The following is a 17805-nucleotide window of genomic DNA, read 5'->3' on the forward strand; positions in this document are numbered from 1 at the left end:
AACGGACTTTCAATGCCCGGCGGTTTTCGAGAACACCTGAATGACCACCACGCCCGCCACGATCATTCCCATGCCCAGCAGTGCGGGCAGGTCGAGCTTCTGACCGTATACCAGAAACGCTGCAATACTCACCATGACAATGCCCATGCCCGACCAGATGGCGTAGGTGATGCCGACCGGAATGGTGCGCATCACCAGAATCAGCATCCAGAACGCAATCGCATAACCGCCGATGACCAGCAGCAGGGGCAGCGGTGTGTTGAAACCTTTCACCGCTTTCATCGAGGTGGTGGCGATGACTTCGGCGCAGATCGCGACGCCCAGCAGGTAATACGGATTCATGATGTTTTCCTTGTGTGAGACAGCGCATTCTAACGAGCGGCGTTGACCGGCCTGATGATTGACGCGCCACCCGCCATCGTGTCTGCGTCTTCATGCCGTTGTGGCATTGCGCAGGCGGGCTGATAAACTCCGCGCCCATGAATAGAACCCTCTACACCTTCCTGTTTCATCTCGGCCTGCCGCTGGTTGCCTTGCGGTTATGGTTGCGCGCCCGCAAGGCACCTGCGTATCGACAGCGCATCGGCGAGCGCTTTGCCATGAGCCTGCCACCGATGCAGCGTGGCGGCATCTGGGTGCATGCAGTGTCGGTTGGCGAAAGCATCGCTGCCGCGCCGATGATCCGCGCCTTGCTGGCGCAGTATCCCGAACTGCCGATCACTGTGACTTGCATGACGCCCACAGGTTCGGAGCGAATCAAGGCGATGTTCGCCAACGAGCCGCGCATCCAACATTGTTACCTGCCCTATGATCTCCCTTGGGCGGCCGGGCGTTTCCTCGATCATGTGCAGCCGCGTTTGGGCATCATCATGGAAACCGAGCTGTGGCCCAACCACATTCATCAATGCAGCAAGCGCGGTATTCCTGTGGTGCTGGCGAATGCGCGACTGTCCGAACGCTCGGCGCGGGGCTATGGCCGTTTTGCGAAACTCACAAGGCCGATGCTTGCCGAGATGGACTGGTTCGCCGTGCAGACCGAGGCCGAGGCTCAGCGTTTTCGTGACCTGGGCGCTCGGTCTGAGTGCGTTACGGTGACCGGCTCGATCAAGTTCGACCTGAGCATCGACCCCGCATTACTGGAGCGTGCTGCCGGATTGCGGGAAGAGTGGCAGGCCGTGCAGCGCCCGGTGTGGATCGCGGCCAGCACCCACGCGGGCGAAGATGAAAGCGTGCTTGCGGCGCATCGCACGTTGCTGTCGAGTCATCCTGATGCGTTGTTGATTCTGGTGCCACGTCATCCCGAGCGTTTCGACAGCGTGCACGGGTTGTGTCAGCAACAGGGATTCACAACGATTCGGCGGTCAGGCACGCAGGCCGTTACGCCAGACGTGTCTGTACTGTTGGGCGATACCATGGGCGAACTGCTGTTTCTGTATGCGCTGGCAGACACCGCGTTCGTCGGCGGCAGTCTGGTGCCCAACGGCGGCCACAACCTTCTGGAGCCTGCGGCATTGGCCAAACCGGTGCTGAGCGGCACGCACCTGTTCAACTTCCTCGAGATCGCTGCTCTGCTGCGCAGTGCCGGAGCGCTGACGGAAGTCAGCGATTCAGTCGCGCTGGCAGTCGCTGTGCAGCGTCTGTTTGATCAGCCACGCCTGGCGCAAACGATGGCTGAGGCGGGGCTGGGTGTCATGAAGGCCAATCAGGGCGCGTTGCAGCGCTTGCTGGATGGCGTCGGGCGGTTTGTCACGCGCTGCGCTTGAACCTGGCCCTGCCGAGAGGGTGAGCACGTGTGCTCATTGTGGAAGGCGGCGTGCCGGTGATGAGATACCTCCAGGGCTAACACGGCGACGGAAACAACGTATCGCCGGCAAGCCGCCTCCTACAGGTTTTGTATTTTTCAGCAAGGCTTGTCTAAAAGGCCAGTCGCTGTGCGTCCGATCCTGACGCGTGCTCAGCGTTGTGCCGGTCTTTCGAAGTTCTTGCGCGCTGCTGCCGCCAGGTCCGGTGGCAGGAAATCCTTGTCCGGGTTGTAATCGGATTTCAGATAGCGCGACAGGTCCTGCAGATCACCCGGATTCAGCGTTCCGGCGGCCTGTTTCAGGCGCAGATTGTCGAGGATATAGTCGTAGCGGGTGTTGTTGTAGTCGCGTACCGATGCATATAACTGACGCTGGGCATCCAGCACGTCGACGATGTTGCGTGTCCCTACCTGATAGCCGATTTCCGTAGCTTCCAGCGCGCTCTGGTTGGAGATGATCGACTGCTTGCGCGCCTGAACCTGCTCCACGTCGGTGTTCACTGCACGGTGCAGGTTACGGGTGTTTTCCACTACCTGACGGCGCAGGCCCTCGCGGCGCTGTTCACTCTGGCTCAGCCGGGAATAAGCTTCGCGCACCTGTGAATTGACCAGACCGCCACTGTAGATCGGAATGTTCAGTTGAACACCGATGGTGCGCTGCTCGACATCGCCGCCGTAGTTCTGCCCGGTGTAGTTGGGGTTGTTGAAACCCAGTGCATCGTTGTCGCCGCGTTGATAAGTCGCGACCGCATCCAGCGTTGGCGCATGCCCGGCCTTGCGTTGGCGCAGGGTTTCTTCGGCGGCGTTGACGGCGTAGTTGCTGGCCAGCAGGTTGAGGTTCTGCTGGGCTGCAGTGTCGACCCAGGCCTTGGCGTCGTTGGGCGTCGGTGCCAGCACCGGCAGGGTATGAACGATGCCTTCGATGGAGTTGTATTCACGATTGGTCAGGGTTACCAGCGCCTGAAATGCATCGTCCACCTGACGCTGGGCCAGAATGCGGCTGGCGCGCGAGGTGTCGTAGCTGGCCTGCGCCTGCAGCACGTCGGTCTTGTCCGAAAGACCGACATCGAAGCGTTCCCGGGCCTGATCCAGCTGACGCCTGAACGCGGATTCCTCGGCCTTGGTCGCGGCCAGATTGTCCTGAGCGCGCAGCACGCTGAAGTAACTTTGCGCCGATTGCAGAATCAGGTTCTGTTCAGTGGCCGACAGTTCAAGCGCCGCCTGTTCGTTGACCGCTTCAGCCGCCTGGAGCTGGAACCAGCGGTCGGCACGAAAAATCGGCTGGCTCAGGGTCGCCTGATAGACCGTGCCACTGCGCGTTGCGATTGCACGTGGCTGATCGATGCTGGTACGGGTGTTGTTGGCTTGTGCGCTGCCGGAGAGATTGGGCAGCAGACCGGCACGCGCCTGAGGCACAGCTTCCTTGCGGGCAGCGTAATCGGCGCGGGCCGCGGCCAGATCGGCGTTGTTGTCCACCGCCTGCTCATAGACGTTCACCAGACCCGTTTTGGTCGGCAGCGGCACGTCGGCTGCCCAGGTCAGTCCGTTGGACGCAAATGAAACAGCCACGACCAACGAAAGTTTGCGCAACATGAGGCGTTCCCTGTTCATGAAGAAAATAGTCACGGTTGGATGAAAAAAACCGGGATAGCGAGTGTAGAGCCAGACGCATGACGCAACAATCGGACATTTCAGCCATTTATCGATGCCCGCGCAATTGCGCTGGCTTTACAGCCTCGACGCGGCATAGACTGATGCCGTTCTTGTCGGGGTGCCTTGCTGTGAGGCTGAGATCGGTTAAACCGGATCCCGTTGAACCTGATCAGGTTAGCGCCTGCGTAGGGAACAAGATTTCTCGTCACCCGGCGAGTCCTCTTGAGTGTCGTCCGGGGTCGATCGTTCAATCAATGAACAGCACGCCTTTCTCGATACTCAGCACTTTCTCAGTGCACCCGTCCGTCCCGATCAGGTTACTCCGACAATAAATCCACAGTGGATGTCTGGAGAGACCGTGATGAGCATAAAACCAAAAAACGCACCCCACTTGAGCGAGTCGGCGCAGGTCGATTCCGGATCGGTACAGCCGTTTACCCGTTCGCAGAAGATCTACGTCCAGGGCTCGCGTCCGGACATTCGCGTGCCCATGCGCGAAGTCACGCTGGATATCACCCCGACGGACTTCGGCGGCGAAATCAACGCCCCCGTCACGGTCTACGACACCTCCGGTCCTTACACCGACCCCAACGTGATCATCGATGTGCGCAAAGGCCTGGCCGATGTGCGCTCGCCGTGGATCGACTCACGCAACGACACCGAGCGTTTGCCGGGGTTGAGTTCCAACTTCGGCCAGCAGCGCCTGAGTGACGCCGAACTGACAGCGCTGCGTTTTGCGCATGTGCGCAACCCGCGCCGGGCCAGGGCGGGTGCCAACGTCAGCCAGATGCACTATGCGCGTCAGGGCATCATCACCGCCGAGATGGAATACGTCGCCATCCGTGAAAACATGAAACTTCAGGAGGCGCGCGCCGCCGGCCTGTTGACTCAGCAACACGCCGGGCACAGCTTCGGTGCCAGCATTCCGAAAGAAATCACTGCCGAGTTTGTGCGCGAAGAGATTGCTCGCGGTCGCGCGATCATTCCGGCCAACATCAACCATGTCGAGTTGGAGCCGATGATCATCGGCCGCAACTTCCTGGTGAAGATCAACGGCAACATCGGCAACAGCGCACTGGGTTCTTCCATCGAAGAAGAAGTCGCCAAGCTGACCTGGGGCATTCGCTGGGGCTCGGATACGGTCATGGACCTGTCCACCGGCAAACACATTCACGAAACCCGCGAGTGGATCATCCGCAACTCGCCCGTGCCAATCGGCACGGTGCCGATCTATCAGGCGCTGGAAAAGGTCGGCGGTGCTGCCGAAGACCTGACCTGGGAGCTGTTCCGCGACACGCTGATCGAACAGGCCGAGCAGGGCGTCGATTACTTCACCATCCATGCCGGTGTGCTGCTGCGTTATGTGCCGCTGACGGCCAAACGCGTGACCGGCATTGTCAGCCGTGGCGGTTCGATCATGGCCAAGTGGTGCCTGGCGCATCACAAGGAGAACTTCCTCTACACCCATTTCGAAGACATCTGCGAAATCATGAAGGCTTACGACGTCAGCTTCTCGCTGGGCGATGGCCTGCGTCCGGGATCGATTGCCGACGCCAACGACGCGGCGCAGTTCGGCGAGCTGGAAACCCTGGGTGAACTGACCAAGATTGCCTGGAAGCACGACGTGCAGACCATGATCGAAGGCCCGGGCCATGTGCCGATGCAGTTGATCAAGGAGAACATGGACAAGCAACTGGAATGCTGTGACGAGGCACCGTTCTACACCCTTGGCCCGCTGACTACGGACATTGCGCCGGGTTATGACCACATCACCTCGGGCATTGGCGCTGCGATGATCGGCTGGTTCGGTTGCGCCATGCTCTGCTACGTCACGCCGAAAGAGCATTTGGGCCTGCCGAACAAGGATGACGTGAAAACCGGGATCATCACCTACAAGATCGCCGCTCACGCAGCCGACCTGGCCAAAGGGCACCCCGGCGCACAGATTCGCGACAACGCCTTGAGCAAGGCACGCTTCGAATTCCGCTGGGAAGATCAGTTCAACCTGGGGCTGGACCCGGACACTGCACGCTCCTACCACGACGAAACCCTGCCCAAGGATTCGGCCAAGGTCGCGCACTTCTGCTCCATGTGCGGACCGAAATTCTGCTCGATGAAGATCACTCAAGAAGTGCGCGAGTACGCGGCCAATCAGCGGATCGAGGCAGTTGATGTAGAGGTCGCCCAAGGTCTGGCCGAGCAGGCCGAGCGCTTCAAACAGGAGGGCAGTCAGCTCTATAAAAAGGTCTGACACGCCTGGTATCAGTGCGCGCGCTCGCGCACTGATACAGCCCACGCTTTCGCGCGGGACCGCCGCTCAGGACGCTCCGCGTCCAAACCACAAGACGCTACATCACTCATTTCTTACCGAGCCAGAACCGTGAACACACCCGGCACCTATTCCCCCGACACGCCCATCACTGTCAGCCAGCGGGTTTTCGGCGGACGCGATCTGTTTTCCCTGTGGTTCTCGTTGGGCATCGGCCTGATGGTGCTGCAGACCGGTGCCTTGCTGGCGCCGGGGCTGGGCATGTCTGGCGCGTTACTGGCGATAGTTCTCGGCACGCTGGTCGGCGTCATGCTGCTGGCCAGTGTCGCAGTGATCGGCACGGACACAGGCCTGTCGTCCATGGCCGCGCTCAAACTCAGTCTCGGCAGCAAGGGCGCGTCCTTGCCTGCCTTGCTGAATCTGCTGCAGTTGATTGGCTGGGGCTCGTTCGAGATCATCGTCATGCGCGATGCCGCCAGTCTGCTGGGCGCACGTGCCTTTGCAGAAGGCAGCCTGTGGGCCAATCCACTGCTCTGGACGTTGTTCTTCGGTGCGCTGGCGACTCTGCTGGCCGTCGGCGGGCCGTTGACGTTCGTGCGTCAGATCCTGCGTCGCTGGGGTATCTGGCTGTTACTTGCCGCCTGCCTTTGGCTGACCTGGAATCTGCTGAACAAAGCTGAGCTGGCCGCACTCTGGGCGCGCAGCGGTGACGGGTCGATGCCGTTTGCCGTGGGTTTCGACATCGCCATCGCCATGCCCCTTTCCTGGTTGCCACTGATTGCCGACTACTCTCGATTCGGCCAGCGCGCACGCAACGTGTTCGGCGGCACGGCCGTGGGTTTCTTTATCGGCAACTTCTGGCTGATGGGGCTCGGCGTCGCCTATACCCTGGCGTTTGCGCCGAGTGGCGAAACGAATGCGCTGCTGCTGGCACTGGCCGGCGCGGGTCTGGGGATTCCGTTGTTGTTGATTCTGCTGGACGAGTCGGAAAACGCTTTCGCCGATATTCACTCGGCGGCAGTGTCCACGGCGCTGCTGACACGGATCAAGGTCGAGCACCTGGCATTGGCAATCGGCATTATCTGCACACTGATCGCCTGTCTCGCGCCGCTGGCGCAGTACCAGAATTTTCTGTTGTTGATCGGTTCGGTGTTTGCGCCGCTCTTCGGCGTGGTGCTGGTGGATCACTTCATCCTGCGTCGTCGCGGCAGTCAGGTCGCCGCGAGTGGCTTGCGCTGGATGAGTCTGCTGGCCTGGCTGGGCGGTATCAGTACCTACCACCTGCTGGCCAACCTGTACCCGGATGTGGGTGCAACACTGCCAGCGCTCATCGTCGCTGGCGTGCTGCAACTGTTGATCGGTCGTGCGATCAGCCGCGGCCGGGAAACAGCTCTGACTTGATGATGCCATTGAGCTGAGGGTAAGGAATCTTCAGCTCGATGTGGCCCATGGAGTAGGGTGCGATGGTTTCCACCGGATACTTGAGGATCACGGCGCCATAGGTCAGGGCGATGTGCGGCGTGCGCTTGAACGGCCAGGTCTGCACGAATGCAGCGTCTTCGTTCATCTTGCTCGACACCAGCCAGCCCTGATGAGCCAGCTCGGCTTTCTGCCAGAACTCCTGCTCCTTGCCCGGGATCACCATGTCGGCCAGCGTCAGAACCTTCTGCTGCTGGCGTGAGTAGTTGATGAACGCCCGGCCAGGATTGCCATGAGCGCCGCCGTTATCCAGATAACTGGAAAGCTCGACGACCACGATACCGTCATGCTGCTCGCGTACCTTGGCTTGCAGGTAGCTGCTGTTGCGGCCTTGGGCACGGCTCAGGAACTGTTCCTGATAGGCCTTGATCGACGGAGGCGGCGGCGTGCTGCTGTCGGCGACAGTCAGTTGCAGCAGCGTCTTCTGAACGATGGCGTCCAGCTTTGGCTCGTCAGGGAAGTGCACGGTATCGATGTTCACCAGCGGGCAGTCGGCAGTGGTGCAGCCCGGCTTGATCAGCTCGGAAGCATCACGCTGAACCTGCAGCGGTGCGCGCATGTTGGGCGTGAAGAGGCTTTGGCAGGCGCCCAGCAACAAGGCCAGGCAGGCCAGTGAAGTGATCCTCAGTAACGACATGTTGATCCTTGGCAGAGTCAGTAAAGGCGGTCGTGTTGTGCGTATGCAGGCAGGTTGGACTGCAAAGGCCCGGTTCGGTTCGCCGCTGGGCGGATTAGAATTGTTTTACGTAGCGCCCGTCTACCCTGCTTATTTAAGAGGGGCTGCATCCGGTGGTCGATGCGCGTTAGGATGGTTGGAAGTTCAAGATAGCCGCAAGCGAGAAACCCATGACCCAGACCACCCGATCAGTACCGACGGCTTTCGAGATTACCCGGCGGGAAAACTGCTTCTCAGGTTTTTACAAGCTGGACAAATTGCACCTGCGCCACGAACTGTTCAACGGCGGTACCAGTCAGGAAATCAGTCGCGAGCTCTTTGTTCGTCACGATGCTGTCTGCGTGCTGCCGTATGACGCCAAGCGTGACGAGGTGGTGCTGATCGAGCAGTTTCGCGTGGGGGCTGTCGAGAAGACCGGTAACCCCTGGCTGGTCGAACTGGTGGCCGGTCTGATCGACAAGGACGAGCAACCGGAAGAAGTTGCTCATCGTGAGGCAGAAGAGGAAGCTGGGCTTGTGTTCGGTGCGCTATGGCCGATCACCCAATATTTTCCTTCGCCGGGTGGCAGTGACGAGTTCGTTCACCTGTTCATGGGGCAGTGCGACAGTCAGGGGGCGGGCGGCCTGCACGGGCTTGAGTCAGAAGGTGAAGACATCCGCGTGACAGTCTGGTCGTTCGACGATGCGATGCAGGCCGTGGCGGACGGAAGAATCATGAACGCGGCAACGATCATTGCCTTGCAATGGCTAGCGTTGAACCGCGCTGAAATAAGGGGGTTATGGTCGTGAATCTACTGCGCGAGCGCTACCGTGTTGATCTTGCCGGGCTGCAGGCTGCCTGCGAGGCCAACTACGCGCGCTTGATGCGTTTGTTGCCGGACATGCGCAACGAACAGCGCTCACGCCGCGTCGCGGTGACCCAGGGTGACCAGATGCTGGGCGTGCTGGCGGTCGAGGTGCTGCTCGACTGCCCGTACACCACTACCCTGCAGGTGCGTCAGGAACACAGCCTGCCATGGCTGCCGATCCCCAGTCTGGAAGTACAGGTCTACCACGACGCCCGCATGGCCGAAGTCATCGGCGCCGAACACGCCCGTCGTTTTCGGGGGATCTATCCGTACCCCAATGCCGACATGCACCAGCCGGACGAAAAGGCCCAGCTCAATCTGTTTCTGGGTGAATGGCTTAGCCACTGCCTGGCCTGTGGACACGAGTTCGAAGCGGTCCGCTGATTCATCTTTCGATACGTTTTGACCTTCTCTGCTGACAAATGCCGCTATTCCTGGGCGGCATTTTGCTGAATACGTTTCAGCCCTCGTCTCCGAAATTTCCCGATACTTTTTGACGCTGGACGACCTCGCGCCAGTGCTTAAACTCGCCAGCTGCTTTTCATCTGCCCACGTTCAGCCAAGGTTTCACGACCGACTGAACCGCACTGCCTCAGCGCATGGACGCGTGATCATCGATACAAGGAGTTCACCGCCATGGGTGTTTACGACACCAGAGGCAACTATTCGCCGACCCCGGGTGTATGCCGGCCCGCCGGACCTGCCAAATCCCCGCCAAAGCCGCCACCACCCGAATACACCTGGGAAAATCAGCCGCCACGTACGCTTTATGCGCAAGAGCCCAAAGTCAGTTGTCTGGTAGGCGTTCGATTTCTCTGGAGTAACGGTGAATGTCTGGTTGGCTGTCCCTGGGCGCTTACTCAGGAAGACGGCCAGGTCATCCGGGGCACGCTGGATTCCAAGAGTTTTCTCAGCCAGGTCACTGAAGGCCGTGCGCACAGAATCCGGCTCAATCCGCGGTTCGATCCGAAAGCGCAGCTGGGTGGCATTCGATCAGAGCTGCAAAAGGTGCTGCATGAAATCCTGGCCGCCGAGCGAGTCGAAGCCGACCGTCTGACAGCGATCCAGGCACAGCGCAGCGCGGTTGCCAATGTCTTTTATGCCCAGATCGCACTGGGACGTGGATTTTTGTACGGCGCTTGGGGGCTGGTTGAGTCAAGCCTTGAATTCGCTGATCTGGCCAACCCCTTTGATGAGCTTGCACAGGCGGCAGTGGCGGCCTGGAAGGCTGAGCCGGAACCCGGAAAAGGCTGGCTGGATTCATTTCTGGAGCAGTACACGGCAGCTCAATACCGTGATCTGGCCGCAGCACTGGGTTTTGATCCCGCAACCATCAGCCGGGAAAAGATGGCGCAGGCTTATGAGGCTGCGAACTACATCTTTGAAGATGCAGCCAGCAAGCGTGTACTGCGAGACTTTGCCGCAGAATACGTCAGCATCCTGAATCACGAGTCCATCCTCGAATTCACCGGAGGCATGGCCTTCGAGATCGTATTGGCAGCCCTGCTGGTTTTCCTGACCGGCGGCACCGGCCTCGCAGCACGCGCATCAGTTGCTTCCACACGAATGACGCCACTGCTCACACGGTTAGGCGAGACACTGGGCAAGCTGGGCGCTAATCTCAAGAAAGCCAGGGTTTACGAGGCAGGGATTGCTGAAGGCAAGGGGAGCGGATCGCAGACGGTTGTGATTCCGCAGGCGAAGGCGGTTGTGCCGGCATATTTATATCGGCCGGAGAGAAAACTACCTAGAGACAAGCACGGCAACCATATTCCTGATTCTGATGTTCCGCATACACAACTGGGTAATAAAAAGGGGCGTCGTGGAGACTACAGGCAAGCACGTGAGTGGCGTGAAGATGAGGCTGGCGCATTGGTGCCCAGTCGGGACATCGACTTTACAGATCATGGTCGCCCTGAAAATCATACAAATCCACATCAGCACGATTGGACTCCCAATGAAACCGGAGGAACTCTTAAGCATGGAGATGCTAAACCTTTGGAGTATCCCTAATGAATAAGCTGACTATCCCGGTAACGGGTGAAGGCTTTATTTTTAACTTGAAGGAAATGCTGTCATTTGTTCCTGATAACAAATGGATCTGGGCCGTGCTTGAGTTTTACGGTGTCGGCATCGCTCCGGCTGGGCTGGCTATGCCTGACTTTGAGGAGCGTTTGCGAGACCTCGAAAAAGGATGGTTATTCAGTTGGGAAGAGCTGCGCCTATTTGCCAATGATATCGAGCAGGTCTTCGACTGCTTTATCGTCGCCGTGGATTCTGTCGACAAGATCAGGAAACCCATCGAGGTGGATGAGCCGCCGCAAAACTGTTTTATCGCACTTGAAGCCTTTGACAGTCATGAGTGGATCATATGGAGTGATGTTCATGAACGGTTAAGTCCGTTTTCAGCGTTACGTGAATTGGCTGACTGATATGGGATCTTACGATGTTGCATCGTTCCGGGCTGATAATGCTCATCACCCTGTCTCGGGCTTCGATTACATTCATGCGATTCATCATACGCAGCGCTTGCCTGCTGATTTTGCGCTCTGGATGGCGAAGCTGTACTGGCCTGAATTTATACGTGTGGATGACTGGGTTTTTGTTAAGGAGAACTTTGATGAGGCTTATTATCACTCGCTGTTGGAATCGGATAACTCTCCAGCCAAGAATCAGTTCTGGATGAACCTGCTTGAGGTGACGGGACTTTTTGAGAATCTCTCAGTGCCTGAAGCGACGGTTGTCGCGAATGCATTGGCGGGAAGCTGGAACGCCAAACTTGCCTCTGAATTCGGCCCGTCTTTTGCTCAAGCCAGAGCGATTGTCGATGATGAGGGCTGTGAGGTATTTGTGACGATTGGCTTTTCGGATTAAGGTTTGAAGGGCTTTGGATGTGCCTAATGGATTTTAGATTGCTCGACGTGGTCAGGCTTGAAGTGGATGTTCCTGATGAAGGTTTGCTCAAAGGGACAACAGGAACGATTGTGCATGAATTCTTTGTTCCGGATATTGCGTACGAAGTCGAGTTCACCGATTCGCAAGGCAGAACGACGGCGCAGTTGACCTTGTTTCCTTCGCAGTTATCTCTTTTGGTACGGCTGTGATGAGCTTGAAAATACTTGAACGACTCAAGGGTCTCTTTCGGTCGGAGACTTCTAGCAGTGATGAGGTGCCGATCATATATCCTTATGCGGATTATGTGGTGGGAGATAGGGCCAGCACATCAAAGTTTTGCTATCTCTACATGAGCCTGTCGCGTCTGAGTTTTCCGGCAGACGTCATCGAAAGCTTCGCTGCGCTCTTCAATCCCACGATTTTTATTCATGAAGGCGGGTATTTCATCGAGGAGAACTTCACATACACCAATTATGAAGACTCGCTGGAACGGCAGGTGCCTATTCAGAAAATACCCTACTGGATAAATATGGTCGAGATCACCAGCTTGCTGGGCGATATCGGTTACGACGAGGCTGCCGAGTTGGGTGCGGTGATTCGCGATTGCTGGGGCGCGAAGCTCAATCGGCAGTTTCCGGATTCGGGTTTTGAGGCGCTGCTTTTGCTTGATGATGAACTGGATGAGGTCTGGGTGACATTGTGCAGCGTTTGATTTTTGATCTGGCGTATACGCGTATCGCTGACGTGTGAGGGATAATGACTGTCATACGAGGTTTACTGGCATCCTTCTCAACCATGACCCTCTGCACCCTGATCACACTATTCATCATGGGGCACTGCTGGCCCGAGATGCCTTACGAGCAAGCGCTGGGTTATCTGTCGGGCGCCGGGCTGGCGGGGATGGTGGCGGGAGCGTTGATTTTTTCGACTGTTCGGAAGGCGAGGCTTCGGCGTTTTTACTGAAGAGGCATCAGGAGGGCTTCGGTGTGCGACGGGCCCCTGATTCTCATCAGGCGCCCGGCACCACGACTGGTTTCACACGTTGAAACGACGGACCAAAGCGCTGAGGTTGTCAGCCAGACGGCACGGATGACTTGAGTGAAAATGTGACCCATATCCGCTGCCACCTCCACATTCCGGGTTTACCCGTACCGCTCGCCGTCACATAATCGCGCTGAATCCTTTCCAGGAGACGGCCTTGCCGAGCGCAGCCCCTTCATCGTCAGTTTTGCTGGTCCAGCTATCCGACAGCCATCTGTTTGCCGAGGCGGACGGCACGTTGCTGGGCATGAATACCCGTGACAGCCTGGAAAAGGTGGTCGAGCGGGTGCTGGCCGAGCAGTCGGATATCGATGCGGTGATTGCCAGTGGGGATATTTCCCAGGATGGCAGCGTGGAGTCGTATGAGGCGTTTCGTCGGCTCAGCGGACAGATTGCAGCGCCTGCGCGCTGGTTTGCCGGCAATCATGATGAGCTGCCGCAAATGGAGCAGGTGGCGCAGGGCGTCGGGTTGCTGGAGCCGGTGCTGGATATCGGCCAATGGCGGGTGACGTTGCTGGATTCTGCGGTGCCAGGTTCTGTGCCGGGTTTTCTGGCTGAATCGCAATTGCGGTTGTTGGCGCAGTCCCTGAGCGAGGCGCCCGATCGGCATCATCTGGTTTGTCTGCATCATCACCCGGTGACCATCGGGTGTGAATGGATGGCGCCGATCGGTTTGCGCAACGCCGAGGCGTTTTTTGCGGTTTTGGATCGATTTCCGCAGGTCCGTGCCGTGCTCTGGGGGCATGTGCATCAGGAATTCGACCAGATGCGACAGAGCGTGCGGTTGTTGGCCTCGCCTTCGACCTGCATTCAGTTCGCGCCGGGCAGTGAGGACTTCAAGCTGGACACCCTCGCGCCAGGCTACCGATGGCTGCGTTTGCACGATGACGGACAGCTTGAAACAGGCGTTTCCCGCGTGGTCGGCATGGTGTTCGAGGCCGATTACGGCGGCACCGGCTACTGAATCGTCTTACGTAACTATTTCCAGTAAGGTTTTGTCGCGTTAGTCCCTGTAAACTGCGCGGCTTTGCTTTGCACCCAGGAGCGGCAGCGTGACCAGTGAAACCCCCTCATTGCTGTACATCCATGGCCTGAACAGCTCGGCTTTGTCGAAAAAGGCCTGCCAGTTGCTCGCGCTGATGAAGACGCTGGGTCTTGCCGAACAGCTTCAAGTCCCTGAACTGCATCATCATCCGCGTCAGGCCATGGTTCAGCTTGAGTCGGCCATTGCTGCGCTGGGTCGGCCTCTGCTGGTCGGCAGCTCGCTCGGCGGCTACTATGCGACTCATTTGGCGCAGCGCCACGGTCTCAAGGCCGTGCTGATCAACCCGGCTGTCAATCCGCATCAGTTGTTCGACGGGTTTCTCGGCACGCAGCAGAATCTGTACACCGGTGAGCAGTGGCAACTGACACAAGACCATATCGACGCGCTGGCGGAACTGGAAGTGCCCGCCCCTCAGGATCCGCAGCAGATTCAGGTCTGGCTGCAGACGGGTGATGAGACGCTGGATTACCGCCGCGCCCAGGCGTTCTACCGTGCCTGTGCATTGCGCATACAGCCCGGTGGCGATCACAGCTATCAGGGTTTTGCCGAGCAACTGCCAGCGCTGCTGAGTTTTGCCGGGTTTGCCCCGAGCCTGTTGCAGGGGATTGATCTGTCAGCGCTGTAAATGACTGCCGGTCAAGGCATAAAAGAACTTTCAACTCCCGAAATTTAATGAACGATTGATAACGAGAACCCATGGCCAATCCCAGCGCTAGCTCTTATAACGCAGACGCCATCGAAGTCCTCTCGGGCCTCGATCCGGTTCGCAAACGTCCGGGCATGTACACCGACACCTCGCGGCCCAACCACCTGGCGCAGGAAGTCATCGACAACAGTGTCGACGAGGCCCTGGCCGGTCACGCGAAGTCGGTGCAGGTCATTCTGCATGCCGACAACTCCCTTGAAGTGTCCGATGATGGTCGCGGCATGCCGGTGGACATTCACCCGGAAGAGGGCGTGTCTGGCGTCGAGCTGATCCTTACCAAGCTCCATGCAGGCGGCAAGTTTTCCAACAAGAACTACCAGTTTTCCGGCGGCTTGCACGGCGTAGGGATTTCGGTGGTCAACGCGCTTTCCACTCAGGTCCGGGTGCGGGTCAAGCGTGACGGCAACGAATACGAAATGACCTTTGCCGATGGCTTCAAGGCCACCGAGTTGGCGGTCATCGGTACGGTTGGCAAACGCAACACCGGCACCAGCGTGTATTTCGCGCCCGACCCCAAGTATTTCGACACGCCGAAGTTTTCCGTCAGCCGCCTCAAGCATGTGCTCAAGGCCAAGGCCGTTCTGTGCCCGGGCCTGCTGGTCAGCTTCGAAGACAAATCCACCGGCGAGAAAGTCGAGTGGCATTACGAAGACGGCCTGCGCTCCTACCTGCAGGATTCTGTCACCGAGTTCCTGCGCCTGCCGGATGAGCCGTTCTGCGGCAGTTTTGCGGGCAACAAGGAGGCCGTCGACTGGGCCTTGCTCTGGTTGCCGGAAGGCGGCGACAGCGTTCAGGAAAGCTACGTCAACCTGATCCCGACCGCGCAGGGCGGTACCCACGTCAACGGTCTGCGTCAGGGCCTGCTGGATGCGATGCGCGAGTTCTGCGAGTTCCGCAATCTGCTGCCGCGCGGCGTGAAGCTCGCGCCGGAAGACGTGTGGGAGCGCATCGCGTTCGTGCTGTCGATGAAAATGCAGGAACCGCAGTTCTCCGGCCAGACCAAAGAGCGCCTGTCGTCCCGTGAAGCGGCGGCGTTTGTCTCTGGCGTGGTCAAGGATGCGTTCAGCCTGTGGCTCAACACCCACTCCGAACTGGGCCTGCAACTGGCGGATCTGGCGATCAACAACGCCGGTCGCCGCCTGAAGGCCAGCAAGAAGGTCGAGCGCAAGCGCATCACGCAAGGTCCTGCCTTGCCCGGCAAGCTGGCCGATTGCGCTGGGCAGGATCCGGCGCGCTCGGAGCTGTTTCTGGTCGAGGGCGATTCTGCGGGCGGTTCGGCCAAACAGGCACGCGACAAGGAGTTTCAGGCGATTCTTCCGCTGCGCGGCAAGATTCTGAACACCTGGGAAGTGGACGGCGGCGAAGTGCTTGCCAGTCAGGAAGTGCACAACATCGCAGTCGCCATCGGTGTCGATCCGGGTGCAACTGACATCAGTCAATTGCGCTACGGCAAGATCTGCATCCTGGCCGACGCCGACTCGGACGGGCTGCACATCGCAACGCTGCTGTGTGCGCTGTTCGTTCAGCACTTCCGCCCATTGGTCGACGCAGGTCATGTATATGTGGCCATGCCACCGCTGTATCGCATCGACCTGGGCAAGGAAATCTACTACGCGCTCGACGAAAGCGAGCGTGACGGGATTCTTGATCGTCTGGTGGCCGAGAAGAAGCGCGGCAAGCCGCAGGTCACCCGATTCAAGGGCCTGGGCGAAATGAACCCGCCACAGCTGCGTGAAACCACCATGGACCCCAACACCAGGCGCCTGGTGCAGCTCACGCTGGATGATTACGCGGCAACCTCGGAAATGATGGACATGCTGTTGGCCAAGAAGCGCGCCGGTGATCGTAAAAGCTGGCTTGAATCGAAAGGCAACCTCGCCGAGGTCATGATTTGATACGAGCCTGGCTCGCCGCCCTGGCCCTTGTGGTCGCGCCGGTTTTTGCGGCCCCGCTCGAGGCCCTGAAACTGCAGTCCGAGCATCCGGTAGACGGCATGGTTGGCGGCAATCTGTCGGGTCTAGCCTCGTGTCATGGTCGGCTGTGGACGGTTTCCGACCGGGACGACAACCTGCTTTACAGTCTTGATGTGTCAGATCGCGTCTGGAAGGCCGAGCCCCATGTTATCGACATGCCGAAGCCTGAGAGCTATCTGCCGTTGAACCTGCGCTCGCTGGCGAACCTGTCATCGATAGTGCGTGGTGGCAGCATGGATTTCGAAGGCATCAGCTGCGATGCGGCGGGCAATCGTTATCTGGTCAGCGAGGCCTACGGCACGGTGCTGAAAGTGCCGTTGGAAGGTGCACCGGTCTGGCTGCCATTGCCTGCGGCGATGGTTGAACAGGCGCGGGCCAACGGCATGTTGCAGCACTTCAATGCGATCTTTGAAGGCATTGCGGTGAACGCCGCAGGCGACCGGATCTGGCTGGCGGCCGAGCGCGAGAAGCGCGGGCTGCTGGTGGTGCAGCGTGACAAGGATCAGTGGACCTGCGGGCAAAGCTGCGTACTGCTGGCCGAAGCAGGCAAAGATACGCTGCCGCCGGAGCAGAAGCGCAAGAAGGTCTCGACGGATTTTTCTGATATCTCGCTGTACAACGGCAAGCTGTTCACCCTGGAGCGTTCGGTGTATCGCATCTGTCGTCGGGAGCTTGAAACCGGGCAGATCGAGCGTTGCTGGTCATTTTCCAGGGAGGCCATGCTGCCTTCGCGTCGCTATGATCAGCCCTACGGCCTGACCGAGGCGCTGGTGGTGGATGATACCGGTGCCTGGATCGGCATCGACAACAATTCCGGTGCCCGTGCCGATGGCGAAGAACGCCCGATTGTGTGGCGTTTCGCTGCACCTGCCGCGGGCTGGAGTGACGGTCAATGAACCAGGCGGTTCCCGGAAGGCGCGCTGGCAAGGCCCTGATGATTCTGGCCTGGGCGGCCGGTATCTTTCTGGCTACGCGCTTTTTCGGCGACTGGGAAGACAAGCAGCGCAACCCCAATACCGTGGTCTCTTCGCAGCACGTCGATGGTTATGTTGAGGTGCAGCTTGCGGGCAATCGTCAGGGGCATTTCGTCAGTACCGGCCAGATCAATGGCCGGACGGTAGAATTCATGATCGACACCGGGGCGACGGACGTCGCCATTCCCGGTGACATGGCCGACAGCCTGGGCCTGAAGCGCGGCCTGCCGGTAACCGTCAGCACGGCCAATGGCAACAGCCAGGGTTTTCGGACCTCGCTCGACCGGCTGCAACTGGGCGACATTGTCCTGACCAACGTGCGCGCCCTGGTCGCGCCGGGTCTGGAAGGCGATCAGGTGCTGCTGGGCATGAGCGCAATGAAACAACTCGAATTCACACAGCGCGGCGGCAACTTGCTGCTGCGCCAGTCAACACAATGATGAGGC

18 protein-coding genes and 1 riboswitch are annotated in these 17805 nt (G+C 58.9%); of the genes, 15 read left to right on the top strand and 3 right to left on the bottom strand.

The features are described from left to right. Nucleotides 1-9: 9 nt before the first annotated feature. Complete coding sequence (locus KDX39_RS09785) at nt 10-342, bottom strand: SMR family transporter (RefSeq protein ID WP_004883465.1); 333 nt, start codon at nt 340-342, stop codon at nt 10-12. 137 nt (nt 343-479) lie between these two features. On the opposite strand from KDX39_RS09785, the gene waaA reads away from it, so the two are divergent. Further along, nucleotides 480-1763, top strand: coding sequence for a lipid IV(A) 3-deoxy-D-manno-octulosonic acid transferase (waaA, locus tag KDX39_RS09790; protein ID WP_231660182.1), 1284 nt, complete (start codon nt 480-482; stop codon nt 1761-1763). 191 nt (nt 1764-1954) lie between these two features. Here waaA and KDX39_RS09795 read toward each other — a convergent pair whose 3' ends face one another. Next, nucleotides 1955-3394, bottom strand: coding sequence for a TolC family outer membrane protein (locus tag KDX39_RS09795; protein WP_099229492.1), 1440 nt, complete (start codon nt 3392-3394; stop codon nt 1955-1957). 164 nt (nt 3395-3558) lie between these two features. Further along, nucleotides 3559-3663: riboswitch (TPP riboswitch) on the top strand. 152 nt (nt 3664-3815) lie between these two features. Between KDX39_RS09795 and thiC the strand changes: the two genes are divergently transcribed. Both thiC and cytX read left to right on the top strand, forming a co-directional pair. Then, nucleotides 3816-5705: a phosphomethylpyrimidine synthase ThiC gene (gene thiC, locus KDX39_RS09800; RefSeq protein ID WP_099229493.1), complete on the top strand. Its 1890-nt coding sequence runs from the start codon at nt 3816-3818 to the stop codon at nt 5703-5705. Nucleotides 5706-5834: 129 nt separating this feature from the next. Beyond that, nucleotides 5835-7124, top strand: coding sequence for a putative hydroxymethylpyrimidine transporter CytX (cytX, locus tag KDX39_RS09805; RefSeq protein WP_231660183.1), 1290 nt, complete (start codon nt 5835-5837; stop codon nt 7122-7124). Here the strand turns inward: cytX and KDX39_RS09810 are convergent. Next, entirely contained in the window at nt 7093-7839 is a 747-nt protein-coding gene (locus KDX39_RS09810) for an RsiV family protein (protein ID WP_231660184.1), read from the bottom strand. The two genes, cytX and KDX39_RS09810, sit on opposite strands and share 32 nt — an antisense overlap. A gap of 209 nt (nt 7840-8048) precedes the next feature. Between KDX39_RS09810 and KDX39_RS09815 the strand changes: the two genes are divergently transcribed. The 12 genes from KDX39_RS09815 to KDX39_RS09870 all read left to right on the top strand — a co-directional run bounded on the left by KDX39_RS09815 (nt 8049) and on the right by KDX39_RS09870 (nt 17799). Further along, nucleotides 8049-8666: an NUDIX domain-containing protein gene (locus KDX39_RS09815; RefSeq protein ID WP_231660185.1), complete on the top strand. Its 618-nt coding sequence runs from the start codon at nt 8049-8051 to the stop codon at nt 8664-8666. After that, nucleotides 8657-9109, top strand: coding sequence for a DUF1249 domain-containing protein (locus tag KDX39_RS09820; RefSeq protein WP_004883494.1), 453 nt, complete (start codon nt 8657-8659; stop codon nt 9107-9109). Before KDX39_RS09815 ends, KDX39_RS09820 begins: the two co-directional genes overlap by 10 nt. 252 nt (nt 9110-9361) lie before the next feature. Continuing rightward, nucleotides 9362-10738, top strand: a complete 1377-nt coding sequence (locus KDX39_RS09825) for a hypothetical protein (RefSeq protein WP_231660186.1) — start codon at nt 9362-9364, stop codon at nt 10736-10738. Continuing rightward, nucleotides 10738-11157 (top strand): hypothetical protein, encoded by a 420-nt coding sequence (locus tag KDX39_RS09830; RefSeq protein WP_099229496.1) that lies wholly within the window; start codon nt 10738-10740, stop codon nt 11155-11157. The genes KDX39_RS09825 and KDX39_RS09830 overlap by 1 nt, the downstream gene beginning before the upstream one ends. Before the next feature lies 1 nt (nt 11158). Continuing rightward, on the top strand, nt 11159-11599 hold the full coding sequence (locus KDX39_RS09835; protein ID WP_231660187.1) for a hypothetical protein: 441 nt from the start codon (nt 11159-11161) through the stop codon (nt 11597-11599). A 47-nt stretch (nt 11600-11646) separates the two neighbouring features. Continuing rightward, a complete protein-coding gene (locus tag KDX39_RS09840; protein ID WP_231660217.1) occupies nt 11647-11829 on the top strand; it encodes a DUF4926 domain-containing protein in 183 nt (60 codons plus the stop codon). Continuing rightward, the gene (locus tag KDX39_RS09845; protein WP_231660188.1) at nt 11829-12332 is read left to right on the top strand and encodes a hypothetical protein; all 504 of its coding nucleotides are present in this window, start codon (nt 11829-11831) and stop codon (nt 12330-12332) included. The genes KDX39_RS09840 and KDX39_RS09845 overlap by 1 nt, the downstream gene beginning before the upstream one ends. Before the next feature lie 486 nt (nt 12333-12818). Further along, nucleotides 12819-13625: a 3',5'-cyclic-AMP phosphodiesterase gene (cpdA, locus tag KDX39_RS09850; protein ID WP_231660189.1), complete on the top strand. Its 807-nt coding sequence runs from the start codon at nt 12819-12821 to the stop codon at nt 13623-13625. Between the two features lie 88 nt (nt 13626-13713). Further along, nucleotides 13714-14331, top strand: a complete 618-nt coding sequence (locus KDX39_RS09855; protein WP_025993163.1) for a YqiA/YcfP family alpha/beta fold hydrolase — start codon at nt 13714-13716, stop codon at nt 14329-14331. A gap of 71 nt (nt 14332-14402) precedes the next feature. Continuing rightward, nucleotides 14403-16307: a DNA topoisomerase IV subunit B gene (parE, locus tag KDX39_RS09860; protein ID WP_231660190.1), complete on the top strand. Its 1905-nt coding sequence runs from the start codon at nt 14403-14405 to the stop codon at nt 16305-16307. Beyond that, on the top strand, nt 16304-17281 hold the full coding sequence (locus KDX39_RS09865) for an esterase-like activity of phytase family protein (RefSeq protein WP_231660191.1): 978 nt from the start codon (nt 16304-16306) through the stop codon (nt 17279-17281). The genes parE and KDX39_RS09865 overlap by 4 nt, the downstream gene beginning before the upstream one ends. Continuing rightward, on the top strand, nt 17278-17799 hold the full coding sequence (locus tag KDX39_RS09870; RefSeq protein WP_231660192.1) for a retropepsin-like aspartic protease family protein: 522 nt from the start codon (nt 17278-17280) through the stop codon (nt 17797-17799). Before KDX39_RS09865 ends, KDX39_RS09870 begins: the two co-directional genes overlap by 4 nt. Nucleotides 17800-17805: the final 6 nt, after the last annotated feature.

The organism is Pseudomonas sp. CDFA 610, from assembly GCF_021147865.1.
Lineage (GTDB): Bacteria > Pseudomonadota > Gammaproteobacteria > Pseudomonadales > Pseudomonadaceae > Aquipseudomonas > Aquipseudomonas alliivorans.